The 26,824-nt window shown below is 63.6% G+C and carries 26 protein-coding genes and 1 tRNA gene; 18 read left to right on the forward strand and 9 right to left on the reverse strand.

The window, feature by feature from the left end; translation table 11 throughout:
* The first annotated feature begins 19 nt into the window (after positions 1-19).
* From KOL99_RS16605 to KOL99_RS16645, 9 genes are all read left to right on the forward strand, one after another.
* Positions 20-1,816: a peptidylprolyl isomerase gene (locus tag KOL99_RS16605; protein WP_216511589.1), complete on the forward strand. Its 1,797-nt coding sequence runs from the start codon at positions 20-22 to the stop codon at positions 1,814-1,816.
* A gap of 16 nt (positions 1,817-1,832) precedes the next feature.
* The gene (locus KOL99_RS16610) at positions 1,833-3,806 is read left to right on the forward strand and encodes a cytochrome c3 family protein (protein WP_216511590.1); all 1,974 of its coding nucleotides are present in this window, start codon (positions 1,833-1,835) and stop codon (positions 3,804-3,806) included.
* A gap of 12 nt (positions 3,807-3,818) precedes the next feature.
* Entirely contained in the window at positions 3,819-5,096 is a 1,278-nt protein-coding gene (locus KOL99_RS16615; RefSeq protein ID WP_216511591.1) for a cytochrome c3 family protein, read from the forward strand.
* A 6-nt stretch (positions 5,097-5,102) separates the two neighbouring features.
* Positions 5,103-6,002: an NHL repeat-containing protein gene (locus tag KOL99_RS16620; RefSeq protein WP_216511592.1), complete on the forward strand. Its 900-nt coding sequence runs from the start codon at positions 5,103-5,105 to the stop codon at positions 6,000-6,002.
* A gap of 55 nt (positions 6,003-6,057) precedes the next feature.
* Complete coding sequence (locus tag KOL99_RS16625; RefSeq protein WP_236026351.1) at positions 6,058-6,588, forward strand: tetratricopeptide repeat protein; 531 nt, start codon at positions 6,058-6,060, stop codon at positions 6,586-6,588.
* Between the two features lie 38 nt (positions 6,589-6,626).
* A complete protein-coding gene (locus KOL99_RS16630; protein ID WP_216511593.1) occupies positions 6,627-6,959 on the forward strand; it encodes a DUF2147 domain-containing protein in 333 nt (110 codons plus the stop codon).
* A 5-nt stretch (positions 6,960-6,964) separates the two neighbouring features.
* A complete protein-coding gene (locus tag KOL99_RS16635; RefSeq protein ID WP_216511594.1) occupies positions 6,965-8,257 on the forward strand; it encodes a cytochrome C in 1,293 nt (430 codons plus the stop codon).
* A gap of 206 nt (positions 8,258-8,463) precedes the next feature.
* Positions 8,464-9,690 (forward strand): hypothetical protein, encoded by a 1,227-nt coding sequence (locus KOL99_RS16640; protein ID WP_216511595.1) that lies wholly within the window; start codon positions 8,464-8,466, stop codon positions 9,688-9,690.
* A 94-nt stretch (positions 9,691-9,784) separates the two neighbouring features.
* Complete coding sequence (locus tag KOL99_RS16645; protein ID WP_216511596.1) at positions 9,785-11,359, forward strand: nuclease-related domain-containing protein; 1,575 nt, start codon at positions 9,785-9,787, stop codon at positions 11,357-11,359.
* 78 nt (positions 11,360-11,437) lie between these two features.
* Here the strand turns inward: KOL99_RS16645 and KOL99_RS16650 are convergent.
* Together KOL99_RS16650 and KOL99_RS16655 are read right to left on the reverse strand one after the other, a co-directional pair.
* Positions 11,438-11,514 (reverse strand) — tRNA-Met (locus tag KOL99_RS16650).
* 173 nt (positions 11,515-11,687) lie between these two features.
* Positions 11,688-12,431: a hypothetical protein gene (locus KOL99_RS16655; protein WP_216511597.1), complete on the reverse strand. Its 744-nt coding sequence runs from the start codon at positions 12,429-12,431 to the stop codon at positions 11,688-11,690.
* A gap of 502 nt (positions 12,432-12,933) precedes the next feature.
* On the opposite strand from KOL99_RS16655, the gene KOL99_RS16660 reads away from it, so the two are divergent.
* Together KOL99_RS16660 and KOL99_RS16665 are read left to right on the forward strand one after the other, a co-directional pair.
* The gene (locus KOL99_RS16660; RefSeq protein WP_216511598.1) at positions 12,934-13,770 is read left to right on the forward strand and encodes a sulfite exporter TauE/SafE family protein; all 837 of its coding nucleotides are present in this window, start codon (positions 12,934-12,936) and stop codon (positions 13,768-13,770) included.
* A complete protein-coding gene (locus tag KOL99_RS16665; RefSeq protein ID WP_328760708.1) occupies positions 13,764-14,078 on the forward strand; it encodes a DUF1634 domain-containing protein in 315 nt (104 codons plus the stop codon). Before KOL99_RS16660 ends, KOL99_RS16665 begins: the two co-directional genes overlap by 7 nt.
* Positions 14,079-14,085: 7 nt before the next feature.
* On the opposite strand, the gene KOL99_RS16670 is transcribed toward KOL99_RS16665, so the two are convergent.
* A complete protein-coding gene (locus KOL99_RS16670) occupies positions 14,086-14,259 on the reverse strand; it encodes a hypothetical protein (protein WP_216511599.1) in 174 nt (57 codons plus the stop codon).
* Between the two features lie 242 nt (positions 14,260-14,501).
* Between KOL99_RS16670 and KOL99_RS16675 the strand changes: the two genes are divergently transcribed.
* Complete coding sequence (locus KOL99_RS16675) at positions 14,502-15,191, forward strand: carbonic anhydrase (RefSeq protein ID WP_216511600.1); 690 nt, start codon at positions 14,502-14,504, stop codon at positions 15,189-15,191.
* A gap of 75 nt (positions 15,192-15,266) precedes the next feature.
* Here KOL99_RS16675 and KOL99_RS16680 read toward each other — a convergent pair whose 3' ends face one another.
* The 4 genes from KOL99_RS16680 to KOL99_RS16695 all read right to left on the reverse strand — a co-directional run bounded on the left by KOL99_RS16680 (position 15,267) and on the right by KOL99_RS16695 (position 18,889).
* Positions 15,267-15,674, reverse strand: coding sequence for a DUF309 domain-containing protein (locus tag KOL99_RS16680; RefSeq protein WP_216511601.1), 408 nt, complete (start codon positions 15,672-15,674; stop codon positions 15,267-15,269).
* A gap of 1 nt (position 15,675) precedes the next feature.
* Positions 15,676-16,854 carry a pilus assembly protein TadG-related protein gene (locus KOL99_RS16685; RefSeq protein ID WP_216511602.1) on the reverse strand — a complete coding sequence of 393 codons (1,179 nt, stop codon included), beginning with the start codon at positions 16,852-16,854 and terminating at the stop codon, positions 15,676-15,678.
* A gap of 112 nt (positions 16,855-16,966) precedes the next feature.
* Positions 16,967-18,268 (reverse strand): L-lactate MFS transporter, encoded by a 1,302-nt coding sequence (locus tag KOL99_RS16690; RefSeq protein WP_216511603.1) that lies wholly within the window; start codon positions 18,266-18,268, stop codon positions 16,967-16,969.
* A gap of 417 nt (positions 18,269-18,685) precedes the next feature.
* The gene (locus KOL99_RS16695) at positions 18,686-18,889 is read right to left on the reverse strand and encodes a GSU3473 family protein (RefSeq protein WP_216511604.1); all 204 of its coding nucleotides are present in this window, start codon (positions 18,887-18,889) and stop codon (positions 18,686-18,688) included.
* Positions 18,890-19,154: 265 nt separating this feature from the next.
* Here KOL99_RS16695 and KOL99_RS16700 point away from each other — a divergent pair, with 265 nt between their 5' ends.
* The 3 genes from KOL99_RS16700 (at position 19,155) to KOL99_RS16710 (ending at position 21,926) form a co-directional block, all read left to right on the forward strand.
* Entirely contained in the window at positions 19,155-19,649 is a 495-nt protein-coding gene (locus KOL99_RS16700; RefSeq protein WP_216511605.1) for a Spy/CpxP family protein refolding chaperone, read from the forward strand.
* Between the two features lie 225 nt (positions 19,650-19,874).
* The gene (locus KOL99_RS16705; RefSeq protein WP_216511606.1) at positions 19,875-20,333 is read left to right on the forward strand and encodes an FxLYD domain-containing protein; all 459 of its coding nucleotides are present in this window, start codon (positions 19,875-19,877) and stop codon (positions 20,331-20,333) included.
* A 39-nt stretch (positions 20,334-20,372) separates the two neighbouring features.
* The gene (locus KOL99_RS16710) at positions 20,373-21,926 is read left to right on the forward strand and encodes a sensor histidine kinase (protein ID WP_216511607.1); all 1,554 of its coding nucleotides are present in this window, start codon (positions 20,373-20,375) and stop codon (positions 21,924-21,926) included.
* A 24-nt stretch (positions 21,927-21,950) separates the two neighbouring features.
* On the opposite strand, the gene KOL99_RS16715 is transcribed toward KOL99_RS16710, so the two are convergent.
* Positions 21,951-22,127 (reverse strand): hypothetical protein, encoded by a 177-nt coding sequence (locus tag KOL99_RS16715; RefSeq protein WP_183348221.1) that lies wholly within the window; start codon positions 22,125-22,127, stop codon positions 21,951-21,953.
* 199 nt (positions 22,128-22,326) lie between these two features.
* Between KOL99_RS16715 and KOL99_RS16720 the strand changes: the two genes are divergently transcribed.
* Positions 22,327-23,511: a glycosyltransferase family 4 protein gene (locus KOL99_RS16720; RefSeq protein ID WP_216511608.1), complete on the forward strand. Its 1,185-nt coding sequence runs from the start codon at positions 22,327-22,329 to the stop codon at positions 23,509-23,511.
* Positions 23,512-23,651: 140 nt separating this feature from the next.
* Entirely contained in the window at positions 23,652-24,020 is a 369-nt protein-coding gene (locus tag KOL99_RS16725) for a hypothetical protein (protein ID WP_216511609.1), read from the forward strand.
* Between the two features lie 268 nt (positions 24,021-24,288).
* On the opposite strand, the gene KOL99_RS16730 is transcribed toward KOL99_RS16725, so the two are convergent.
* A complete protein-coding gene (locus tag KOL99_RS16730; RefSeq protein ID WP_216511610.1) occupies positions 24,289-24,966 on the reverse strand; it encodes a cytochrome c3 family protein in 678 nt (225 codons plus the stop codon).
* 472 nt (positions 24,967-25,438) lie between these two features.
* On the opposite strand from KOL99_RS16730, the gene KOL99_RS16735 reads away from it, so the two are divergent.
* The gene (locus KOL99_RS16735; protein WP_216511611.1) at positions 25,439-26,779 is read left to right on the forward strand and encodes an OmpA family protein; all 1,341 of its coding nucleotides are present in this window, start codon (positions 25,439-25,441) and stop codon (positions 26,777-26,779) included.
* Positions 26,780-26,824: the final 45 nt, after the last annotated feature.

Raw genomic sequence — 26,824 nt, forward strand, 5'->3', positions numbered from 1 at the left:
ACACATGAAGGAAGGGACCATGAACATGAACGCGATGAAGTTACTTTTGATCACGGCACTTTGCGCCGGGACCCCGGCCTGGGCCGGCGAAGCGGCCGCCACCGCGCCTAAGGCGCCGGCCACGCCGGCCGCCCAGCCCCGGGAAACAGTGCAGGAAAAGGTGAGTGGTGAGCAAGGAAAGCCGGCCCCCCAGAAGGAAGGGGTGACGGTCCTGCTCGAGGCCCCTGCCTTTTCGCCGCGCTTCGCCCAGACCCCGGTCGCGCTGGTGAACGATGCCCCCATCCTCATGCAGGAGTTCACCGACGCACTCGGGAGCATCCACGAGGGGACCGGTTCCGGCGCCGATACCAAGGCGGGCAAGAAAAACTACCAGTCGGTGCTCGATCGACTGGTGAGCGCGCGGCTCATCATCGCCGAGGGCTTCAACATGGGGCTCGACGAGTTGCCCGAGGCGAAAAAAGGGGTCAGCGACTTCTCGGCCAGCAGCCTCGCCGAAATCCTGAAGAGACGCCAGCTGGAAGGAGTAAAACCGGACCAGAAGGTTGTGGACCGGATCTACCAGGATCTGGTCAAGGAGTGGAAGATCAGGTCGGTCAAGTTCGACAAGAAGGATGACGCCGACAAGCTCGCGGAGCAGCTCAAGGGAGGCGGGAAGTTCGATGAGCTCGCCGACAAGCTGATCGACGCCGGCAAGGTACAGGGGGGCAAGGAGGGGGAATGGGTGCAGCCCAAGGGACTCCTCCCCCAGATCGCCCAGGCCCTGTCCCGCATGAAGGATGGCGAGGTGACCGCGGTGCTCCCGGTCGGGCCGGCGTTCACCCTGGTGGAACTCCAGGAGGTCCGCTTCCCGAAGGGGAACGACCAGGCGCTCGAGGAGGCGACCCAGCGCGCCCTCGAGCTTAAGGGGAACCAGGTCCTGGACCAGTACTGGAAGGACCTGGAGAAAAAGTACGTCACCCTGCACAAGAAGGTGCTGGACAAGCTCGACTTCGAGGCGCCCCGCCCCGGCTTCGACAAGCTTCTGAAAGACCGCCGGGTCGTGGCGGATATTCGCGGCGAAAAACCGATCACGGTCGGCGACCTCGCCGCCGCCATCAGGGGGAAATTCTTCCACGGCATCGGCGAGGCGATCAAGATCAAGAAGGTGAACGAAGGGAAGGTCCCCGCGCTGGAAGACATGCTCCTGGCAAGGGTTTTCAAGATGGAAGCGCTCAAAAACGGGATCGACCGGAGCGAGGAGTACAAAAACGCCAACAAGAAGTACCGCGATTCCATCGTCTTCGGCATGTTCATCGACAAGGTCGTGGTGCCGGAAATCAAGGTGACCAACGGCGAGGTGGAGGACTACTACAAGGAGCACGTGGCCGACTACTCCTCCCCGGAGATGATCAAGCTGAAGGAACTGGTCTTCGCCAAGGCCGAGGACGCCGAGAGCGCGGCCGAGAAGCTGAGAAAGGGGGCGGAATTCCAGTGGCTCTCCACCAACGCCGCAGGCCAGGTGCCGGCGGGAAGCGAAGGCCGGCTCGAGTTCGGCGACACCCCCTGGATCACCAAGAAGCTGGCCCCGGCGGTGCAGCTCGCCCTGGCCGGCGCGAAGGGCGGCGATTTCAGGCTCTACACGAGCCCGGAGGGGTACTGCTACGTGCTGGCGGTACAGGAGGTGATCCCGGCCCAGCCCGCCCCGCTGGACAGCGCGCGCAAGGAGATCGCCAAGAAGCTCTACGGGGAGAAGGTGAACAAGTCCATCGAGGTGTGGGGAGAAAAGCTCCGCAAGGCGTACCAGGTGAAGCTCTACCTGGCGGAACCGGCGCAGTAGCGAGCAAGGAGAAACCATGTCGGGAAAGAAGAGTACATTCGGGATTCCGGTCGGCGTCGTCGCGGCCCTGTTCTATGCGGCCATCGTGCTGTGCACCAGCCCGAGCCACGCCGCGATGAGTTTTGCCAAGAAGGGGTGCCTCGACTGCCACAAGAAGTTCACCGAGAAGTACCTCGGGATGAAGGACGTGCACCCGGTCGTCAAGGAACAAAAGTGCGAGGAGTGCCACCTGCGCCACGGCATCGTGCCTAAGCTCCTTTTGAAGGAGTCGGGCAACGCCCTCTGCCTTAAGTGCCATCCCAAGGAGAAGATCGGGATGAACAAGGCGAACGTGCACAGCGCCTTGAAAAACGGCAGCTGTACACTGTGCCACGCCCCCCACGCATCCCAGTCCGCCCGGCTCTTGAAGGGGGACGGCAACCAGGTCTGCTACCAGTGCCACAAGAAGGAGCTCTTCGAGAAGAAGGTGGTGCACCAGGTGCTTGCCCGCGACGGCTGCAAGGCATGCCACGTCGCCCACAGCTCGGACCAGAAGAACCTGCTGGCCCAGGCGGAGCCGCAACTCTGCCTGGCGTGCCACGACAGCAAGGGGGCCGGCTTCAAGAAAGCCCACGGCGGCTACCCCGTGGAAAAGGCGCGCTGCACCGTGTGCCACAACCCGCACTCTTCCGAGCAGCCCAAGCTCCTGAAGGGGAGCGTCCACGACCCGGTGCAGAGCGCGTCGTGCGACGGCTGCCACAACGCCCTCGCCGCGGACAACCCCTTCGGCGTAACCCAGAAAGGAAGCGAGCTCTGCTACCAGTGCCACGACGCCGGCAAGCTCAAGATGGGGGGCAGCGTCGAGCACGCCCCGTTCAGCGGTGGGGACTGCCTCTCCTGCCACAACCCGCACACCTCGGAGTTCTCCAAGCTCACCGTCCGCGACGGCAACGCGCTCTGCATCGGCTGCCACAAGGAAAAGGGAGCCGGGATGACCGCGCCGCACGCCGCCGTCACCAAGGGGAAAGGGTGCCTCTCCTGCCACAAGCCGCACGCGGCAGGGAAGAAACTCCTGGTCGCCCAGGGGGCGGATCTCTGCTACGGGTGCCACGCCAAGGTGAAGGAGAGCCAGTCCATGAGCGACGTGCACTTCCCCTTCGCCGAGGGTGACTGCACCTCGTGTCACAACCCGCACGGCTCCAACATCCACGGCATGGTCAAGGCGCGCATGGACACGGTGTGCTACGGCTGCCACAGCGACAAGGAGAGCGCCTTCAAGAAGAACCACACCCACGCCCCGGTCTTGAACGGCAACTGCGTGGCCTGCCACGCCCCCCATGCCTCCCCCCAGGGGGCGCTGCTCAGGGCGCCCGCGGACGACCTCTGCGCGAAGTGCCACGCAAAGCTCATGGAGCTGGAAACCGGAGGCTCCAACCACGCACCCTTCAAGCGCAAGAACTGCCTGGGGTGCCACGACTCGCACGCGTCCAACAACCCGGGGATGCTGGCCAAGAAACAGGAGACGCTCTGCCTTTCCTGCCACCTCGACCTCGAGAAGGGGCTCAAGGGGAAGGGGAGCAAGCACGCCCCCCTGATGAACGGAGGGGAGTGCACCAAGTGCCACAACCCGCACAAGTCCAAGCTGAACCGCCTGCTGCTCGCGCCGAGCCCGGACCTGTGCCTCACCTGCCACAAGCAGATCAAGGAGAAGATGGGGAAGGAAACGCCGCACCAGCCGGCACAGAAGGACTGCACCACCTGCCACCGGCCGCACTTCTCCGTTGAGGGGTCCCTTTTGGCCGAGCCGGTCCGGACCACCTGCAGCGAGTGCCACGACCTGAAGACAGAACAGTTCGCCAAGGACCACCTGAACATCAACCCGGACGGGATCAACTGCGTGAGCTGCCATAACCCGCACGCGTCCAAGGACTCCAAGTTCTTCAAGGACACGCTCCATCCCCCCTTTGCGGCACGAAGCTGCGACGACTGCCATATCGTCGAGAAGCGCTGAGAGGAGTCAGTAATGAAGCAACGCAACGAGATACTCATCATGATCCTGCTCGCCCTGCTCTACGTGGCCTCGGCCGCGGCGCAGGAGAACGCCCTTTTGCTGTTCAAGCTCAAGCCCGGCGCGACAGGGAAGGTCTGCATGGACTGCCACGTCAACATCCAGGAGACGGTGAAAAAGCCGTTCGTGCACACCCCGGTCAAGTCCGGCGACTGCACCGGGTGCCACAACCCGCACACCTCGTCCCATGGCAAGCTCCTCGCCGCCGACTCCAAGCAGATCTGCGCGCAGTGCCACGCCACGGTCATCCCGCCGGACGCGCACAGCAGCCACAAGCCGGTCGCCGAAGGAAACTGCATGAAGTGCCACAGCCCGCACGCCTCGGACAACAGGTTCAACATGCTGGCAGCCGGCAATGCGCTCTGTCTCGACTGCCACAAGGCCATGGGCGACACCCTGGCCAAGGTCAAGCACAAGCACAGCCCGGTGACCACCGGCTGCCTCACCTGCCACCTCCCCCATGCCTCAAGCAAGGCGGGTTTCCTGCTCAAGGACGAGGTGCCGGCACTGTGCACCGGCTGCCACAAGGTGGACAAGCCGATCTTCATCAGGCAGCACATGAACTACCCCGTGGCCAAGGCGCGCTGCACCGCCTGCCACGACCCGCACGGCTCCGACATGCCGAGCATCCTCTACAACAACGTGCACAGACCGGTAGCGAGCAAGATGTGCAGCCAGTGCCACGACGAGGCCACCTCCGGCTCCCCGCTGAAGACCAAGCGCAGCGGCTCCGATCTCTGCAAGGAGTGCCACAGCGACATGGTGAACTCCACCTTCGCCAAGGACAAGGTGCACTGGCCCCTTTTGGGCAAGCAGGGCTGCCTCACCTGCCACAATCCCCACGCGGCCAAGGAGAAGGGGCTGCTCAAGGCGGACCTGATCACCGTCTGCGGCAACTGCCACAAGGACACCATCCAGAGGCAGGAAAAGTCGCTCACCAAGCACGACCCGATCCTGAAGGGGAACTGCATGGCCTGCCACGATCCCCACGGATCGAACAGCCAGTTCCTGACCAACAAGCCGTCCATCATTGACGTCTGCGGCAAGTGCCACGACTGGCAGAAGCACTCCACCCACCCCATCGGGGACAAGATCAAGGACAAGCGCAACAAGAACCTGACCATGCAGTGCCTGAGCTGCCACCGCGCGCACGGAACCGAATACAAGCACTTCATCCCGTTCCCGACCACGAGCGATCTGTGCACCCAGTGCCATGACCAGTACAAGAGGTAACAAGCCATGTCTCGAATCTTCATGAAATACGCCGTGCTCGGCTTCGTGCTCCTCGCCGCCACCGGCGCGTCGGCGGCGGAGCGGCTCAAGCAGGTGACCGCGGTCTACCTGGACGACAAGGGCGGGGCCCTCGCCAACCCCGAGGGGATCGCCTGCGATGCCAAGGGGGGGATCGTGGTCGCCGACACGGGCAACGGCCGCCTGCTGAAATACAGCTTCAAGGATGCCGGTATCTCCGGGGGGAGCGAGGTGAAGGTGCAGCAGCTCAGCGTACCGACCCGGCTGCAACTCGACTCCAAGGGGGACATCTACGCCCTGGACGGGAAACTGCGCCGCATCGTCCACCTGAAGGGGGATGGCAGCTTCGTCGGGTACCTTGACCTGCACGGCGTCCCCGCCCCCGACCCGCAGATACGCAGCTTCCGGATCGGGGGCGACGACCAGGTCTACCTCCTGGACATCCTCGGCCAGAGGGTCCTGGAGCTCGACCCGAGCGGCAACTTCCGGCGCCAGCTCCCCTTCCCTGCCGAAGCCGGTTTCTGCTCCGACCTCGCCCTGACCCGCGGGGGCGATCTCCTGCTGCTGGACAGCCTCGCCTCCGTGGTCTACGCGGCATCCAAGGGTGGGGCCGAATTCAGGCCGCTCTCCAAGGACCTCAAGGAGTACGTGAGTTTCGCCACCTACCTGACCACCGACAGCCGGGGCACCATCTTCCTGGTGGACCAAAACGGCAGCTCCCTGGTGACCCTCGGGCCGGACGGCGCCTATACCGGCCGGCTGCTCGCCCTGGGGTGGAAGGAAGGGCAGCTCTACTACCCCGCGCAGATCTGCGTGAGCGACGGCGGCCTGCTCGGCATTGCGGACCGCAACAACTCCCGCGCCCAGTTCTTCGAGCTCATCAAGTAGGGCATGAGGGGGGGACTGCCCCCCTCGCACTAGCGGACACCGCAAAGGACAGATTATGAAGACACGCATGCTTGGCAACGTATGGCTCACCGTCCTCATGCTGGCCTGGGCCGCCACCTCGTGGGGCGCCCTCCAGCCCGGCTTCAGCGCGGCCCTTCGGGCCTACCAGCAGCACGACTACCCCACCGCGCTGCGGCTTTTCAAGGCCGACCACGGCGGGGACTCGTGCTACCTCCTCGGCATCATGTACTACAGGGGTGAAGGCGTCCCCGCCGACAAGAAAGAAGCGATCCGCTGGCTCACCGAGGCCGCCGAAAAGAACCACCTCCGGGCCCAGTACAACCTCGGCATGATCTACGACAAGGGGGACGGAGTCCCGCAGGACCTGAGGGAGGCGGCGAAGTGGTACCGCAGGGGGGCGGAAAAGGGGCACGCGCCGTCCCAGTTCAACCTGGGGCTCATGTACACCAACGGGGAAGGTGTCCCGAAGGATCACGGCGAAGCGGTCAAGTGGCTGCGCCAGGCAGCGAGGAAGGGACACGTCAACGCGCGCAAGCTGCTCACCGTCATGGGTGAGAAGTATTGACCGCTGGAACGGGGACGATCACCCCAAGGAGGAACAAGATGAAACACTTTTGCGTGGCCGCAGCCGTACTGATGATGCTGGTGGTCGCCTCAGGATGCAACAAGCCCGACGGGGTCGTCGGCACCTGGGCCAACCCGCAGGTACCGGAGACGGTCCAGTTCAAGGCCGACCATACCGGGGTGTTCGTCGTGAAGGACTCCCCCTCGCTGCAGTTCACCTGGCAGGACGACAAAAACGGGACGGTGAGGCTGGACGTATCGATCCAGGGGACGGTGAAATCGTTGTACGGCAAGCTCGACAACGGGGCTTTCGTCATCGCGGGAAACGGACAGAAGGCGGTCTATCGCCGGCAGGATGACCAAAAAGGTTAAACGGCATGAACGTGCCCAGGACATTTTTTACCGCACTCCTGCTGGTTGCGGCCGGAGCGGGCAACGCCCTCGCCTTTCACAGCGGCGGGGTCGCCGCCTGCGACGGTTGCCACACCGTGCACAACTCCTCCGGCGGGATGGCGGCGAGTACCAAGGGATCGGCGAACCGGTACCTGCTGCAGGGCTCGGACCCGAGTTCGACCTGCCTCATCTGCCACTCCGGCGCCACCCCGACCGACGGCTACCGCGTCGCCACCAATCCGCCGCCCCCCCCGGGGCTGCCGCCGGTCCAGCTGACGCCCGGGGGAGATTTCGCCTGGCTGCAGAAGAACTACAGCTGGATCGACCCCGCCACCGGGCTTGCCGTTTCCAGCAGCGGAGATGCCCACGGGCACAACATCATCGCCAATGATTTCCTGTATTTCCAGGACGCCCGTAACGCACTGGCTCCCGGCGGCACGTATCCCTCTGCGAGCCTTGGCTGCATCAGCTGTCACGATCCGCACGGCGGGTACCGCATCCTCGACAGCAGCGGCACAGTGGCCAAGGGGGGCAAGCCGATCGCCGGTTCCGGCTCCTACGGCGCCCTCCCCACGGCAAGCGAGGCGGTCGGGAGTTACCGGATGCTGGCAGGAGCCGGATATGCGCCCGCCTCGTACCCCCTGGCCCCCTTCGTCAACGATCCGCCGGCCGCCGTGTCTCCCGCAACCTACAACAGGGCGGAGAGCAGTTCGGACACCCGGGTCGCCTATGGCCGGGGCATGTCGGAGTGGTGCGGCAACTGCCACGCCGGCCTGACACACTCCACCTACCCCGGCGACACGGTGGCAAACCACCCCTCCGGCAACAGCGCCAAGCTCCCGGCCGACGTCGTCGCCACCTACAACGCCTACATAGCCACGGGAAACCTGGGGGGGACCGTCGCCAACGCCTACACATCCATGGTCCCCTTCGAGGAAGGAACCTCCGACGCGACGCAACTCGCCATTGCCACCACCTCGACCGCCGGCCCCTCCGTCGACGACAACGTGACCTGCCTTACCTGCCACCGGGCCCACGCCTCCGCCTGGGACAGCGCAACCCGCTGGAACTGCACCAAGGGGGCCTACCTCACCGTGGCAGGCTCCTGGCCCGGAATCGATGCCCCCACGCTGCAGGGACAGTCGGGGCCCGTCTCCACCGGCAAGACCATGGCGGAATACCAGCAAGGGATGTATGGGAGACCGGCCAGCCAGTACGCGCCCAACCAATGGTCCCTGTGCAACAAGTGCCACGAGAACGACGCGTACAAACAGTAGCTTTCCTGGCGCTTGCTCTGCCTGAAATCCATCCATTCCGTGCTCCTAAAACTAAGCGCCCCTTGACCGGGGCGCTTTTCTGTCTCAAGCGCGTAGCCGCACCTTCTCTTCGCTAACGCCTCAAGTTATCGCCACTCTCCCCGATGAGTCCATCATCGGGCCGAGAGAGTACCTTCCTCTTGTTGCCGCGGGAAAGGGGACAGGCTATGCGAGGAATGAAGGCTGCCATCGCTTTTTTGCTGGTGCTGACGATCGACATCGCTGACGGGAGGGCGGTTTTCCATAACGGCGGGACCGGTGCCTGCGACGGCTGCCACGGTGCGCCTGCGGGCGCCGGTTTTTCCGCTTTGCAGCCGGGGGCCGCGACGAGCGGGATATGCCTGCGCTGCCATGCGGCGGCACGACCTGAAGACTGCCAGGTCGCCACCAGTCCGGCCCCTCCCCGCGGGGTTCCCCCCGCGTCGCTCACCCCCGGCGGAGACTTCGCCTACCTGACCAAGCAGTACTACTGGTCCGAAGCCAGCGGAGAGCGCGCGGTGAGCCCGGGAGAGCGACACGGCCACAACGTCGTCGCGCCGGCGTACGGGTACTTCCCCGATACGACCCTCACCTCATCCCCCGGCGGGACCTATCCGTCGGACACCCTTTCCTGCATCAGCTGCCATGATCCGCACGGCAACTACCGCATCATCGACGGCTCCGGCACCGTAGCGGATTCGGGTAACCCCGTCACCGGTTCCGGCTCCTACGGCGCCCCCCCAAGCGACACCGACGCCGTCGGGAGCTACCGGTTGCTGGCCGGCAGGGGATACGGTACCAGGGGCACGAGCCACAACTTCGTCTACGACCCGCCCATCGCGGTCGCCCCGCGCGACTACAACCGCGGCGAAGATAGCGGCGACACCCGGGTCGCCTATGGCAAGGGGAGCAGCGAGTGGTGCCTGAACTGCCACAGCGGGCTGTCCGGCTGGCAAGGGAGTGCCCACCTGCACCCCTCGGGGGTCGCCCTTGGTGAGGCGATCGCCAAGACCTACAACCGTTACGTGAAAAGCGGCGACCTGGGAGGCAACGAGAGCGACGCCTTCACCTCGCTGGTCCCCTTCCAAAGCGGCGACCTGACCGACGTGCGGCAACTCGCCTCGATCACCACGTCCCATGCCGGTCCCAAGGCGGACGACAAGGTCATGTGCCTTACCTGCCACCGGGCGCACGCCTCGGCCTTCGACGCCATAACCAGGTGGAACACGAAGGGCACGGCCCTGACCGTCAATGGCGGCTACCCCGGCACCGATGCTGTCAGCCTGGGGAGCGACCCTGGCGCCGCCGGCGGCAAGACCAGGGGGGAGTACCGCGTCGCCATGTACGACCGCGCCCCATCGCATTTCGCCCGCTTCCAGCGCAGCCTGTGCAACAAGTGCCACGCCAGGGACTGACCCGACTCAGGTCAGGCCACAGTTAATGGCGGCATTGCCAGCCCGCCGTGCTATAATGAGCGCCATGGCCACCTTCCCTCCCATGAGACGGACGATGTACGTCGCGTTGCGACTGGTTCTGCTGATCTGCGTTTCGCTCTGGCTCGCGTTCATTATCAACCACAAGAACTACGACTACGTCCTCAACAAGACCCTGCTCAGTATCCACACCAACCTCAAGACCTCCAAGCTCACCAGCGTCCTTCCGGAAGCGGTAGAGACGCTGCTGGTCCAAAACCAGCGAGGACCGCTCCAGGAGCTTCTGGACCGCAATTACAGCATCTTCGCCCTGATGATCACGGACTGCCGCACCGACTCCGTGTATTGCCCGGACCAGAAGGTGTTGATGACGACCTCCCCCAACCTCCTGGTCAGGAAACTTCCCGCTCCGGAGAACCTGGTCAACTACCCCTTCGTCCTTTTGCGCTTTCCCGTTCCGGCAGCCGGGCCCGGCTCACAGTTGCCTCGCCCCATTATCGGAAGGCTCTACACGATCAGCACCATGCCGGTGAGCTTTGCGGAGGATTACCACGAGTGGCTGAAGGATCCCTTCGGTGACTACAGCCTGTGGAAGACCTACCTGACCACCACGGTGAACAGCCTGGTAGCCGCCCTGCTCGTGTGGGTGATCCTGGAACTCTTCCTCAAGATAAAGCTGATCCAAGGGAGAGCCGCCCTGGAAAGGGAGCGCATCCTCATTGCCAACGCGGACAAGTACCTGCGCCAGATGGAAGACAAAGAGGCCCAGATCGCCGAGCAGGAAAAGGCCTCCTATGCCCAGTTCGAGGTGCTGATTGGCCGGATCAAGGAGTTGGAGGCCACCCTTCGCCATGACAGGGAGCAGCAGCATGCTGCCGAAGCAATCATCCAGACCATCGAACAGGAAAGGCAGGCGCAGGTGGTGCAATTCAGGGAGCAGCTGGAACAGACGGCACGGGAGAAGGCCGCCTTGCTGAACGAGGTGACACGGTACCGAAGCGCATCGGGAAAGGAAAAGGAGGAGGCGTCGCGCACCCTGACCAACGCGATCTCCACCCCCTTCGAGAACGCGCTGGAACGCGAGATCAGGGAAACGCTCGCCTCCGCGACAAAGGCGAAATCGGGCGCGTGGAGGGTACTGCACCAGGTTGATGTCGCGGTGGGAAAAGAGGTAAGCCGTTTCATTGACAGCGTGGTGATCAGCAAGGACTGCATCACGGTAATCGAGGCGAAGAACTACTCCGGCAGGATCTTCGCAGAGGGGGACGTGGAGAACACCGGCTGGCACTGCCAGCCAGGGAACCGGGCAGCAGTGGCGATCAAGGGGAGCTGGGGGGTGAACCCGTACCACCAGGTACGCGAGTACGTGATGACCCTGATGAACGTCGTCACTACCCGGGGCAGCTGGCGGCTTCCCGTTTATGGAGTGATCGTCTTTCCTGGCGGGGCGGACCTTTCGGGGATAGGCGAGCGGCTCGGCAAATTCTACCGGGTGGCCAGCAGCGACCGGCTCATCGCCACCCTGGACAACATCGAGGCCGAGGCCCGGCGCGAAAACGCCCACACCAAGAGGCCGCAGCCGCTGCAGGTCGAGGAGTTGGTACTGGGGCGGAGACCGGGGAAGAGTACCGCAAAGCTCGCGGCAAGGTGAGCTGACACCTGCGTCATTATCTGCGGCTGGAAAACAAAAAGGCCAGGTAGCTGTTTCAGCTAACTGGCCGTGATTGTTTGGTTGCGGGGACAGGATTTGAACCTGTGACCTTCGGGTTATGAGCCCGACGAGCTACCAGACTGCTCCACCCCGCGTCATTGAGTCCCAACTTGTACCACAGCCTTTCAGATGCCGTCAACCTATTTCTTGTAAAAAGTTTGAACAGGTCAAAAAAGCCTCAACGAGAAGAAGCAGACGGAACAAAAAAGAGCGGGGGAGATGCCTGCCGGCACCTCCCCCGCTCCGTTGCGTCCCGCTGTTGCCGCCGTTACGGGAAGTTGATGTCCACCTGGGTGGTGAAGGTGTTCTTGCCGGCAAGCTGCTGGTCGTTGTAGATGTCATAGCCGAGGATCACCGACACGTTCTTCGTGAAGGCCCAGGATGCGCCGAAGCTGAAGGCGCCGACGGTGTTCTTGCCACCCTGGTAGTCGGCGGCGAGCCAGAGCTTGTCGGAGATCTCACTCATGGTGCGGTCCCAGGAGAGGAGCACGCCGTCATCCTTGGGGCCGATCACCTTGTCGTTGCCGAAGTAGTAACCGGCGGAGAGACGGCCGACCACCGGCAGGGTCTTGGCGGCGAGGCCGTACACGATGTTCTGGTCGGTGCGGAAGGCGCTGTTCTTGTCGCCGTTGGTGCCGAAGCCGTAACCGCCGACGGCGAGAGCCGGGGAGAGCTCGAAGAGCGACCCTTCCGGGGTGCCGATCTTGGCGTTGAAGTAGATCGGCCTGCTGTCATAGCCGTTGTTGCCGCTGGTGATGTAGTCGACACCTACCTCGGCCTGGATCTTTTCGAAGGGAAGCACGCCGGCGGTGACGCCGAGGTCGTAGACGTTGCCCACGCTGGAGTTGTTGGAGGTTCGGGTGTAGTTGTCGATGCCGAGATGCAGGCTCTTGAAGCCCTGGATATCGGTGGAGGGGATCCAGATCTGGGTGGAGGGGGTCGCCAGTGCGATCCCGCTGGTTGCGATGGTCAGCGCCGTTGCCATGATGAGGCTTTTGATGGTTCTTTTCATGTCCTTACTCCTTTGTAATGTTTTTTTCTGTATTGGTGCTGCGAAGATCTCTCGAATACTGCCAACCGTTACGACTGAACCTCCCCCTTTCCCTGGATTGCATAAAAAAAGGCGCCTCTCACCCATTGTGGAGAGGCGCCTTTGCCTTTGTTGCCTGCGGTCCCGCGCACTTCGTTGTGCTTCGTTACCTGTGCAAGCGTCTAGCAGAAGCTGTGCCATAGTGCCATCGGCGACAAAACTTCAGTGATGGCTGGCAGTTAGAGTTTAGTGTCTCCTTAGCATGCGAAATCCCCCTGACCCAGACAAGGCAGAGCCGCCTAATAGTTGTGCACCCGCGGGGGACGCCGCCCACGCCTGAGGCAGGCGCGCGAAAAGGACGCCGGTGCCTCCCTAAAGCGGCGCGCACCCCCGGTTTGCGGCCTTTTATTTGTTTGTAAAGCGGGCGAAGAAAAGGTAGATTGTCGTCGAAATGATCCGGCGGGCGCCGGGGCGGAGGACGTGCGTGGTAATTACCTTCATATCGATTTTCGCGATCGGGATCGTGGCAGGCGTGGTCGGGGCGATCCTGGGACTTGGGGGGGGCATCATCATCGTCCCCGCCCTCACCCTCGGCTTCGGCATGCCGATGCGCACGGCGGTCGCCGCTTCCACGGTCTGCATCATCGCCACCTCGACCGGGGCCGCGGTGGCCTTTTTGCGAGACCGCCTCACCAACACCCGCGTGGCCATCTGGCTCGAGATGGGAACGTCGCTTGGGGCCCTGACCGGCGCCCTGGCGGCCGCCCTGGTGAACCAGCGCGTCCTGTTCGTCCTCTTCGGCCTGCTGCTGGCCTACTCCGCCTACAACATGTTCCGTACCAGAAAGGAGCACGCCAGGCCCGAGGTGGTCCCCGACGCCATCTCCAGGAAGCTCAGGCTCGGCGGCTCCTACTACGACAAGGCGCTGGGGCGCCGGGTGGAGTACCAGGTGACCCGGACGCTGCCAGGGCTGATCATCATGTACTTCTCGGGGGCGGCCGCGGGGCTCTTGGGAATCGGTGCGGGTATCTTCAAGGTGCCGGCCATGGACCAGGTGATGGGAATGCCGTTCAAGGCGTCCAGCGCCACCTCCAACTTCATGATCGGGGTGACCGCGGCGTCGGGGGCGGTGGTCTATTTCGCGCGCGGCGACGTGAAGCCGCTGGTGGCGGGACCGGTGGTGCTCGGGGTGCTGCTCGGGGCGATCCTCGGGGCGCGCCTGATGATGCGCATGCCCGCCGGCAGGATCAGGCTCTTCTTCATGCCGATCCTGGCCTACACGGCCATCGAGATGATCTACAAGGGGGTGAAGTGGTGGTAGGAATCGATCCGGAGGATAAGGCCGCGGTGCACCCGATCGAGCTGGTGCTGGCGCGGCTGTTGCGGTTGGGCTCCATGGTGGCAGCGGCGCTCCTCGCCGTCGGCATCGCCCTCATGGTGTTCGGCCACACCGGGTTCGCGCCCAGGCTGATCACGGTCGGTCTCCTGGTGCTGCTCGGCACGCCGGTCATGCGCGTCGTTGCCGCCGCCATCATCTTCGTGAAGGAGCGCGACTGGCACTTCGCCCTGTTCTCCCTGGTGGTGCTCTGCGCGCTTGCGGTCGGGATCTACTTCGGCAAGGGGATGTGACCGGGAGCTAGTTCACTTCCGCTTCCCCTTCCCTCTTCCCGCTGCCGGCCAACTTCTGGCGCGCCCTCTCGGCGATCTGCCGCCTGCGCGGCCCGCTCACCAGTTTCTCTTCCAAAAAGGCGATCAGGGCGATCCCCGCCGTGACCAAAACCCCGATACCGACCAGCTTCAACAAAAACATCGCTTACCCCGCTTTTTCCGTTTCTTTACGCCTGCCCAATCTGCCTGATGCGCCGCTGGTTGTCAACCTTCCCATCCCCCGCCGCACCAGAGCCGATGGGACCCGGCGAGATTGGACTGGCATAATATTCCTTTTCATGTAAAATGAGCCGCCCTTTTTTTTCATGATTTGCCATCGCCCCGCACGCAGGGGCCTGACCAGCTTCGGGCATACGCGCGGAGTTCATCAAAGGAGGAAAGACTATGAAGAGCAGCAAGGTAGCACGCAGGATCGCCGTAGTGGCAGCGGCCCTGGCCGCGACGGTCGGCATCGCTTTCGCATCCAGCGAAGTGAGCGGCATCACGGCCGATCAGGCGCTTCAGAAACTGATGGACGGCAATACCCGCTACGTCGACAGCAAATTGTCGGCATCGGCGCTGTGCGACGCGTCGGCCCGCGGCAAGCTCGCCAAGAGCCAGCATCCCTACGCCATCATCCTCTCCTGCTCCGACTCCCGCGTTCCGCCGGAGATCATCTTCGACCAGGCGCTGGGTGAGGTCTTCGTGGTGCGCGTCGCCGGCAATGTCGCCGATCCTCTGGTCCTTGGGAGCGTCGAGTACGCCGCCGAGCACCTGGGCTCCCCGCTCATCATGGTGCTCGGGCACGAGCGCTGCGGCGCCGTCACCGCCACCGTCGCCGGCGGCAAGCCGGAAGGGAACATCGGCGCCATCGTGAAGGAAATCGCCCCTGCCGCCAAGAAGGCCAAGGCCGCCTGCAAGGGCAAAGCGAAGGAGGAGATCGTGGAGTGCGCGGTCGAGATCAACGCCAAGGCCGTCGCCGCCGAACTTCCCAAGAAGTCCAAGATCCTGGCCAAGGAAGTGAAGGAAGGCAAGATCAAGATCGTCGCCGCGAAGTACGACCTCGACGACGGCAAGGTCACCCTGCTCAAGTAACCCCTTTGGCGCGCAAACAAGAAAGCCGCCCTCCCAAACCGGGGGGCGGCTTTTTCAGTGTGTGGGGCCGAAGCTTCACTCGGGCCGATGCAGCTTCGGGACCAGGGCCGGGGCCACTTCGGCCATCCGCTCTTCCCCCAGCGCGAGGAGCGCCTCGCGCAGTACCCCGGCCTCGGCCACCAGGCGGGCCACGTCCACGCCGAGGCAGGTCCCCGAGACCCGTCGCAGGAGGTCGGCGCCGCGCAGCAAAAGCCCCTCCGCCCCCTTATAGTTGCCGTTGCGCCAATGGTACAGCGCCACGGCGACCTGCAAAAGGCCCTGGTAGAAGTCCCGCAACTCTCCCTTCTCGCCCACCCAGAGCTCCTCGAGCGTCTCGTGGCACTGAAACCACTCCCCGGCGTTGAACTCCCCGATCGCCTGCAGCAGCTCCGGCGGCGGCGCCCCCTGGCAGCGCTCCGTGTCCGACCTTCCCCCCGCCGGCATCCTAGTCCACCAGCACCGGGCGCAGTCCCGGCAAGAGCTTCCGGGCCTGACTGTCGCACCCCACGCAGGAGATACGATCGATGTAGAGCCCGTCGGATCCCGCGGTGCAGGCGGTGGCGGGGAGGTCGGCCTGGCTCCCGGCCTTGCCGCACCCGGCCGCGCCGCTGGTGCAGATCCTGCTGATGCGCACCAGCGAATACCGGGTCACGGTATGCTGCTGGTAGTTCACACCCGGGAGGAATCCGGAGCAGTCGGTGGCGGGGACGATCACCCACCACCCGACCAGTTTCCCGCTCTTGTCGTACTCCTTGTTGGAGCGGTCCGCCTGGGGGTCGTACATCATCGCCTTGATGTCGCGCAGCACTGAGTCGCTGTTGCTGGCCGCGGCGAAGATGGGCAGGCCGCAGACCTCCTGCACCGGCATCTCTTGGCAGACCAGGTCGGACATGGAGTTGGTGATGGTGACCGGATGCAGCAGCGAGGTGTAGAGGTAGCGGCCGGCGAGGGAGCCGTCCGTTTTGGGATCCCAGGCGGCATGGCTCATGCGGCGTTCCGGGATGGTGCAGATCTGGGGGAAGGTGCAGGCGGGCTGGCACGCCTCGGAGCAGATGGCTATGTTGGAGCGGGTGCCGGGGACCAGGGCGGCGGTCGCGACCGGCGTGGAGCCGAAATCCTCGGTGCCGCTGATCTTGGCGATGAAGGTCCCCAGCGTTCCGAGCCCGACCGAGCTGCTCTCGGCGGTGCGCCTGGTCCTGACCTGGATGGCGTTCACGGGGGTGGCGCCGGGGGTATAGCTGCGGCTGCTCATGTTCCAGAAGCCGACCGTGATGTCGTTTTCGCCGGTGAGGGCGTTGCCGTTGTTGTTCAAAAGCCCGACCAGTGCCGCGGCGTCGTGCTTGCCGGTGACCAGGTCCACCGCTGCCGCGCGCGCCTGGGACTGGACCGGATCTCTGGCGACGTCGGGTAACCGCGCGGGGTCGGTCTGCGCCTGCAACAGGTAGCGCTGCTTGATGCCCTGCGCCCCGGTGAGGGCCGCCATCTCCGCGGAATGCTGCAGATCCTCTTCGCTGACGTACATGTACCCGATGTCGATGGCAAGACCTGTCACTACCAGGAAGACGACCAGCATGATGGTGACATAACTGGTATCGAAGGCGGACTCTTCTTCAGACACGATCATCTCCAGAGTGGACGGTGTTGTTACGGGTGCGACATAATAACATCATCGCGAAAAAAAGGGCCATGCAGAATCGCATGGCCCTTCATTTTTTTTAACCTCAGTGGCTGACCACTTATGCGGAAACCTTGACGGTGACCTTCTCGCCGGCCAGCTCGGTGGCCTCGACCTCGACCGCTTTCTTCTCACGCAGGAAGAAGGTGATCACGGTGCCCAGTGCCAGGCAGGAACCTGCCAGGATGAAGGACTTGTTCAGGCCGCCCGGCTGTGCGTTCATCATCTCGGAGACGCGCCCCATGACCAGGCCGCCGACGCCCCATGCGGAGAACAGCACGCCGTAGTTGAGGCCGTAGTTCTTGAAGCCCCAGTAGTCCTTGGCGAAGGAGGGGAACAGGGTCAGGTTGGAGCCGTAGTTGAAGCCGATCAGCGAGGCGAGCAGTACCAGCATCGCGGCGGAGCCGGAGCCCACCACCGGGACGGCGGCGAACATCAGGATGGCCTGGAAGCCGAGCATGATGGTCAGGGTGGCGCGACGGCCGATCTTGTCGGAGAGGACACCGGCGACCACGCGGCCGGAGGCGTTGCCGATGGCCATGATGGCCACCGCCACGAAGGCCATGGGGCCCATGCTCTTCTTGGCGAGACCCGCGACCGAGCCGATCACCATGAGGCCCGCGCCGGCGCCGATGAAGAAGGTAGCCCACAGCATGTAGAATTTCGGGGACTTGAGCATCTCGCCCACGTTGGCGTCATAGACGGCCTTCTTGGCCGGGGCCGCTTTCTCGCCCTCTTTCAGAGCCGGCTCGGCCGGGACGTACCCCTTGGGCGGGTTCACCAGCGTGAAGGAGAGGCCGCAGACGATGACCGCGAAGCCGGCGGCGAGAATGTACATGGACTGCTGGATGCCGTAGGCGCCCAAAAGGTAGCTGGAGAGCGGCGCGATGTAGACCGGCGCCAGGCCGAAGCCGGCGACCACGATGCCGGCGATGAGGCCGGTCTTCTTGGAGGAGAACCACTTGAGCGCCGGCGGGGTGGCGGCGGAGTAGCCGAAGCCGAAGCCGGAGCCGGCCAGCACGCCGAAGCCGGTAACCCAGGCGGCGTAGCTGTTGGAGTAGCCCATGAGGCAGAAGCCTGCACCGACCAGGAGGCCGCCGATCAGGGCGGTCTTGGCGGGGCCGATCTTGTCCTGGCACTTGCCGGCCAGGATCATGGAGAAGGCGAAGGCGAGACAGCAAAGAGCATACGGGTCGTTGATGGAGCCGAGGCTCCACTGGAAGGCATCGGGGCCGCCCTTCTCGATGGACGCCTTGATGGCACCCTTGAAGATACTCCAGGCATACAGCACCCCGAGCGCCAGGTTGATTCCGGTTCCGGCGAAAACTACCTGCCAGCCCTTGTTAGATGTTGTCTGTGTCATGCCTTTATACCTCCATGTTGGGATTGACCACTCTTGCCACAGACCTTAGCAACTCGCATACCAACGTTTTACGATTTTGTATATTTTTACAACTTACGTAATATCGGATACTTACGCGAGCAACATCGCCCCGCCCTGTACCAAGGGCGGCGTGCCCTTTTCGCATTACAGCAAAAGGCACGTCCGCTGATAAAACCGTCGGACCTCCCCGATGCGGCGTGATATCAGCACGTTGATCATTGCGGCCGCGTCGCCGCATCCCTTTCGCATAAATGCAAAAGGAGTTTTCGTGTTTTGCAAAACTGTAAATAACGGAGGTTTTGTATAACAGGCGAGGTATAAAAATTTGAGGGCACCAAAAGCAAAGGCCGGCTCAAAGAAGGAGGCCGGCCTTGTCTCTTGCCCTGTGGCGGGGACTCAGCAGAACAGGACGTTCCCCCTGCGCTCGGGGCCGCGATAGGTTCTCCCCCCCATCCCTCTCACATTGTCGACACCGACCTGAACGCACTCGCCGTCGCTGCGCAAGAACGAGACGATCGCCGCCTGCTCTATCAGTTCCTGGAGTTCCTCTGCCTTTACCAGCCCGCGCCTTTCATCAGCAAACACAACCGGAATCTTCATAGCACCCATCCTCCATGACGTTCGCGTAGTTCGATCATTGTTAGTATATTTTAGCGATGCCGATCAGGATAGCAAGAACGGCTCTGGCAAAAAAACCATCGCCACAGTCATTGGGAAGCGGTCAGAGCACCGGCGACAGGTCCCGACAGCGCGTGCTTACGATTTCCTCAATTGGTTCATATTCTGTCCATAATCGGGAGGTATCTTTGGTCCATTCGGAAGACGTAAGACCAGCCACCGAGTCTGACTACAAAGGAGAACCGACATGAAAAGACAGCTGAGACAACTGGCGCTGTTCACCTGCATCACCGCTACCGCCGTCCTGGGGAGCCAGAGCGCGTTCGCCGGCTTCGGGCCGGCGGAAGGGGGAGGCCGCCAAGGGTGCTCCGAGCGGCATAGGCACGAGGGGCAGCGCGACCGGTTCAGGAGAATGGCCGAGAAACTGGGGCTCTCCGAACAGCAAAAAAGCGAGGCGCGGGCCATCTTCGAGGCCGGCCGCGCCAAGAACGCCCCGCTGTTCGCGTCCCTCAGGCACGAGCGTCGCGAACTGAGGGCACTGGTGCGGTCCGGCGGCGGCGACGAAACCGCCATCAGGGCCCAGTCGGCAAAGGTGGCGGCGCTGCAGGCCGACTGCGCGGTACAACGGGGAGCGCAGACCAGACAGTTCCTCGCCCTGCTGACGCCGGAGCAGGCCGCCAAATTCAAGGCGTTGCGCGATGCGCGCCACGACGCCCCGGATCACCCGGGTCGCGAAAGGTAACCTCCGACAGGCGCTGCCGTCCGGCGGCGGCAGCGCCTCACTCTCCCAACTCTCCCAACTCTCCCAACTCTCCCAGCAACTCTGAAAGCTCTCGCAGCTCCGTCCCCTCCCTTGTACCTTCCCTATCTTTGCACCTCCCTCGCGCTGCCGCACAAACTCCGTCGCCGCGTTGTGCATTACCATCTACTGGCGTAAAATAGCAGCTGGCTCGAAAGGAGGTTTCCCATGAGACGAGTAGGCCCCATATTGTTAATACTTTTTCTCTGCCTCGGCGCGTGCGCCAGTTTTCCCGACCCGCAGCAGCAACGCCTGGCCGCCCTGCCGCAACACTACAAGCAATTCGATGTGCTGATGGGATATGAGGTGAGACCGGCCGACGGCAGCACCGTCGTGCAGGGTATCGTGAAGAACGTCCGTTACTTCCGGATGCGCGACCTGGAGATCTGGGCGGCGCACCTTGACGCCCGGGGCAAGGTCCTGGCCCAGGGGATGACCTTCATCATGCCGTCCGAACTGGGACTGGACCAAAGTGCCGATTTCACCATCAAGATCCCGGAAGCGGTCCCCCCGGGCGATCGGATCCGCATCACCTACAAGTATTTCGGCAGTGATGGCGGGACCCATGGTCTTGGTGACGGCACCAACTGGATGCAGAGCTTCGAAACCGCGGCGCCGGCGCGGTAACCGGCTCCGTGTCGCTCCGGCGCCGGCGGGGGTGCAGCAATGGCCAACAAAGACGATGCAGACAAGGCAACGAGCGAGGTCCAGGAGTCCTCTCAGCGGGCCAGGGACCAGTACTTCCGCCTGATGGCGGAGCAGGTGAAGGACTACGCACTGATCCTGCTCAACGTGAAGGGCGAGGTGGTCTCCTGGAACATCGGCGCCGAGCGGATCACCCGCTACCTCGCCCACGAGATCCTGGGAAGGCACTTCTCCGTGCTGCACCCCAAGGAGGAAATCCGCTCCGGCACCCCGCAGCGGGAACTATCGATCGCGGACACCATGGGGAGCGTGGAACTGCAGGGGTGGCGCCTGCGTAAGGACGGCGGCCGTTTCTGGGCCTCCATCGCCCTGAACGAACTGCGCGACGCGGCCAACGAGCGCGCGGGATACGTGCTGATCCTGCACGACAACACCGAGCGGCGCGCCTCCGAGGAGGCCATGGTCAAGAGCCGCACCATGCTGGAGCGCCTCTTCGAGACCGCCCCCGACGCCATCGTGGTGGTCGACGGCGGCGGCGTGATCCGGAAAGTGAACCAGCAGGCCGAAGTCATCTTCGGCTACATGCGCGAGGAGTTGGTGGGCCAGCGCATCGAGATCCTCATACCAAAGCGCTTCCACAAACGCCACCGTCAGCACCTGCGCAACTATTTCGCCGATCCCAGGGCCCGCAAGATGGGGATCGGCCTGGAGCTGTACGGGCGTCACAAAAACGGCGCCGAGATCCCGGTGGACATCATGCTGAACCCGATCGAGGCGCAGGAGGCGACCTGGGTCTTCGCCGTCATCCGCGACATCACCATCCAGAAGCAGGGGGAGGCCAAGATCATGGAACTGAACCTCACCCTCAGGAACCAGCTGGAGCAGTTGGCCGCCACCAACCGCGAGCTGGAATCGTTCAGCTACTCGGTTTCGCACGACCTGCGCGCGCCGCTTCGGCACATCATCGGGTTCGTCGATCTGCTCAACTCCAAGGCAGGCACCGGGCTGGACGAGAAGAGCCGCCACTACCTCGACGTCATCAGCGGCGCGGCCAAGAAGATGGGACTACTCATCGACGACCTTTTGGCCTTCTCCAGGATGGGGCGCAGCGAGATGATGAGGGGATGGGTGGACCTGGGCCTTCTGGTGCGGGAGATCGTGGCCGATCTCCAGGGAGAACTGCAAGGGAGGGAGATCGAATGGGAGATCGCGCCGCTGCCGGTGGTGCTGGGGGACGCCGCCATGCTGCGCCAGGTCCTGATCAACCTGATCGGCAACGCGGTCAAGTTCACCCGGTCCCGGTCGGTCGCCAAGATAGCCGTCGGCGCGGTGGAGCGGGAAAACGAGCAGGAGATATTCGTCAGGGATAACGGTGTCGGTTTCGACGAGGCCTACGCGAACAAACTGTACGGGCTGTTCCAGCGCCTGCACGCCAACGAGGAGTTCGAGGGGACCGGCGTGGGGCTCGCCATCGTGCAGCGCATCGTGCTCAGGCACGGCGGCAGAGTCTGGGCCGAGGGTGGAGTCGGCACGGGCGCCTGCTTCTGGTTCTCCTTGCCCAACAAGGTCGAGTGACCCCGCCACGGGAGAAAGCGCCGGCTAAAGCTTGTTCCTGAGCGTTTCCTTCAGTTCCAGGATCGCGAGGGTCTGCATGTACTCCCCCAGGAAGTCGATGTTCTTGAACGCCACTCCTTCGCCGAAATAATCGTCGATCTCGTGTATCGCCTGCTTCATCAACTTCTGCCCCGGGGTCAATCTGGCCAGATCTGGGTTCATCGCTCGCTCCGCTTTTCGAATGAGTGCTGGGACGATTAGGTAATTCTAAAGATCTTACGCATTGTGTCAACAACTCCGACGCCGACGGCACCGGAGATTTGTCTTTACCCGCCGCCGCAATCGGGTTAACCTGTGCCGCATCCAACGTCACCTGGGCGGCCGACCCGAGCGCCGCCTCGAAAGCGCGAGCCCGGCCCCCATGAAGATCCTCTTCGTCTCACTTTTCCTTCCGCAGCAGAAGGCTTACCACGCCGGCGGCCGCTACGTCAACGAGTTGGTGCGGCGTCTCTCGCGGCAGCACGAGATCCACCTGGCCACCCGGCTGGAGCAGGGAGAGGAGCCCCTGCTCGCGGAACTCGCCCCCTATTGCGCCGCGATCCATCCCTTCAGCTATCCCCGTCTCCCCAAACGCGGGATGCTCGCCTCGTTGCGCCTGGCCGCCAATTACCTCGCTTTCAGTATCTTCGCCAACCGGCTGATCCAAAAGGGGGATTACGACCTGGTCCAGGTGGAATGGGTGGAAACCGCCGTCATGATCCGGCGCGGCGCGACTCCCATGGTGCTCGACGCCCACGACGTCATCACCAAGCCCGCCCGGCGCTCGTTCGAGCGCAGTAGGGGAATGGCCCGCGCGGCAGGGTGGGTTCGCTGGCGGCTGGTGCGGTTGCTGGAGGTCGCCATCATGGCGCGTTTCGACAGGATCTTCACCATGTCCGACTTCGATCGCCGCTACCTGCTCGATCTCGCGCCCGCGCTCCGGGTGACCACCGTCCCCATTCCCGCCGGCATGGATCTCACCCCGGCCAGCTACCCGCGGGTGCCGGGGCGGCTTTTGTTCCTGGCTTCCTACAAGTATCGCCCCACCAACGTAGAGGCGGCGCTGTGGTTCCACGCCGAGGTGCTGCCGCTGGTGCGCCGCGACGTCCCCGAGGCGGAATTCGTCATCGCCGGCTTCGGGCCGCCACCGCGCCTGTTGGAACTGGCCGAACGGGATCCCGCGACCCGGGTCACCGGTTTCGTGGACGATACCGATCAGCTCTACAAGAGCGCCTCCGTTTTCGTGGCGCCGATTCTAACCGGAGGAGGCATCATCGTCAAGGTCCTGGACGCGCTGGCCGCCGGCACCCCGGTGGTGACCACCACCTTCGGCAACGAGGGTATCGGGGCCGTTCCCGGTCGGGATGTAATGGTCGCCGACACCGCGCGGGAGTTTGCCGCCGCCGTGGTGGCCCTGCTGCGTGACCCGGCCCAGGCCGAGCGACTGGCCGCCAGCGGCAGCGCCTTCGTGGCGGCCCATTTCAGCATCGCCGCCGTACTGGAGCGGATCGAGTCGAGTTACCGCGAGCTTGCTGCTCCAGGTGAAGGCGTCCCACCCCGTTCCTGACCCCGTTCCTTCCTCCCCTTCCTCCCCTTCCTCCCCTTCCTCCCCTTCCTCCCGCTGCCGCTGGTCGTGTTCAAAATATGGTTGCCTCCAAGAAGGCGTCGTTGCTATAGTGCGCTGGCATTTTTGAGCGGGGGTGAGGCATGTCGGACTTGGAAAATCAGATGGGACTGTTCGAACTGGCGGGGATCGTCGAGACCCCGGCGCCGCAGGCGGAGCCCACGCCCCCACCCCGTCCCGAACCGAAGCCCTCCCCGAAACCGTCCCGTGAGCCGGCCGCCGCGCCGCCTACGCCCAAGGCCAGGGCCGCCGTGCCCGCGCCACGGGCCACCAAACGGGGACCTGCCCCCAAAGCGACGACCAAGGCGGTGTCAGGCCTGGTTCCGGAGGGGGACGTGCGGCTCACCGCCAATATCAGGCAGGACCTGCACCTCAAGCTGAAGATCGCCTCGGCCTACCGCAGGATCACCATCGGCGAGATCATCGAGGAGCTGATCGAGAAGTACGTCTGATCCCGTCTTCGGCCTCGCCCTCGTCGCCCTCGTCGCCCTCGTCGCCCTCGTCGCCCTCGCCGCCCTCGCCGCCCTCGCCGCCCTCGCCGTCGCGCAGCTCGCCGCCTCCAACCCGTAGCCCCCTTTCGCGGCAGTCACCGCCGAACACCGCCCGCCGTGCCCCTCGCCGCTCCACCTGCCGCGCCATGGGCGCCGGAAAAACAAATCCCGAACCGGACGGAGCCGACTCGGGATCTGGTGCAGCACCGGCCCCAGCGGCCATTGGTGCTTACTTGTCGTGGCAGGTCTTGCAGAGCGCGCTGCCGTAGTCGCTCATCACCAGGTGCCCTTTCTCCGTGTTGAGCGGGTCGTGGCAGGTGATGCAGCCGACCTTGCCGTTCACGAAGATCATCTTGGTGTTGGGGCCGACGTTCTTATAGCCGCGGTTGGCGGCGACGTAGGAGTCGTAGGTCATCCCTACCGGATGGTCGCTGGTGAAGGAATTGACCATGGGCCTGCGATCAAAGGGACGATCCCTGAGTTCCACGTTGATCTGGGATGCGCCGACGCCGTCATGGCAGCTAAGGCAGTTGGCGGAGAGGGAGTCGATGGTTCCAGCGGACTTGGCGGTCAGCTTCTTCGCGGAGAAGATCACGGTGAGGCTGCCGGTCGCGCTGGAGTCGTCGTCCGAGTAAGCGGCGGGCACCACGTTGCCATACATGTCCTCGACCGTACTTCCTGCGGTGTAGGTTGAGCCGCGGACCGCATCGATCTTGACCAGGTAATCCCGGCGGGCCTCCACCGAGCTTTGCAGCTGAAGCGTGTAGGCGCAGGTCTCACCGCTAGCACTGGAACCCATGGTTCCAAAAGCGCCAGCACCCTGGGCGAGCCCCAGGATCATCGCTGCCGCACATGCCAGCCCGGTCATCTTCCGCATCACGTTCTGTTTGCTCTGTTCGGTTCTCATGGCCCACCTCCCGGTTCGTTACCCTTTCAGTTACAAGCGGGATACCATCCGGCGGCACAGCCATAAAAAACTTTTAAGCGCTCGGAATCGTTGTTATTTTTCGCCAGACCTCCCGGGAACTTGATTGTTCATTTCAAAAAACCTCTGTGCAAGTGTTGAACATCTGAACAGGAACTATTTTGAGACTGACCAGACAGCCCACTCCGGGGGGGCAGCAGGTGGTCAAGACTTGAACAGGGGAAATCACCGTGAGGAACAGAGGCACAGAAAAAGTGGTGGGAGACAGCATCGATGGCGTAAACAGCTTGAATTGCTATTGTGACACAAGGATTTGTGGTTGAAGTAACCTTTTACTTAGTATAAGATGCGACAATCACAAGTCTTGTATGGGAGTGGGAAGTTGCCCCGAATCTTTTGCCGCCTGATAACCGTCCTCAGCCTGTCCCTGTTACTGGCATCCCCAGGACATGCAGTGACTACCCCCCCAAAGACACTGAAGCCCATCGACTCGGTTGGGCTCTCTCCTGTCGTTGGCGGCTTATATTTTTCCTCCACCCAAGCCCTCGACCCCGCCCCCATCTACGGTTTGAGACTGAGCTACGACCATGTCGGCAAGGGGGCCATTGACAGTATCGGCATCGAGGCCACTTTCAACTACCTCACTACCACCGTTAAGAACCAGGACACCAAGGCCACCGCCTACCTGGTCCGCACCGACGCCATCTACGCCTTCGATCCCAGGAGCAAGTGGGTCCCGTTCTTGGCCCTGGGGGCCGGGGGGATCTTCGTTGACCGCGAAGGGGTCCGGGACAGCAGCCCCTTTCTCGACTTCGGCGTGGGCATCAAGTACTACTTCGACGACTATCTGGCCATCCGTGCGGACCTGCGCCAGCTCATGGTCTACCAAAACGTCAACACCAGTAACGACTTCGAGTTCACCACGGGCCTGACCTACTACTTCGGCAAGGAGCGCAAGAAAAAGGCGCCCCCTCCGCCACCGCCCAAACCCGAGGTCCCGGTACCCAAGATCGTGGAGGAGGAACCCACGGCAGCCCCGGCGACGCCGGAAGCCCCGCCGGTCGCGGCCCCTCCGCCCAACATCCTTGAGCTGTTGAGCGCGACCGGGGCGGCGGCGCTCGGACTCAACACCCTGCCGCCGCACTTCCAGCCCGGTACGGCGCCCCAGGCCCAGCCGAAGGTTCCGGCCAAGGCGTACAAATCGACGCTCAAGCTGGCGCCCTCGGCACCGCTCCCGGCCAAGGCGGCACCGGTCCTCGAACCGGCTCAGCCCGCGCCCAAGGCAGCAGCCAAGGTACCCGAGGCGGCACCGGCACCCGCACCCGCACCCGCACCGGCACCCGCACCGGCACCTGTCCAGCCGCCCGCGGCGGTGCAGCCGCCGCCCGCTCCGGCGGTGCCCCAGCCGGCTCAGCCGCAACAGGAACCGGGGCGTCAACCGCAGCGCTCGATCAGGACCCTGACCATCGAGTTCCTGTTCAGCAGCCCGGCGGTACGGCCGATCTACCAGGCCCAGTTGGCGGCATTCGCGGCGCTGATGAAGGCGAACACCGAGTCGACCGCGCTTATCGAAGGTCACACCGACAACGTGGGTGACAGCCGGTCCAACGTCGCCCTGTCGCAGCAGCGTGCACAGAACGTAAAGAACGAACTGCTCAAAAACGGTGTCGATCCGTCCAAGGTGACCATCAAGGGGTACGGCTTCAGCAAGCCTCGGGCGAACAACAATACCAACGAGGGCAGACAGAAAAACCGCAGGGCGGTCGTGACGCTGACCCTGGTGATTACGCAGTAAAGCGCACTGACTGACGCCGAGTCCGTTCGTCAACCTCCGGCGGGA

Origin of the sequence: Geomonas azotofigens, from assembly GCF_018919395.1 — a bacterium.
GTDB lineage: Bacteria > Desulfobacterota > Desulfuromonadia > Geobacterales > Geobacteraceae > Geomonas > Geomonas azotofigens.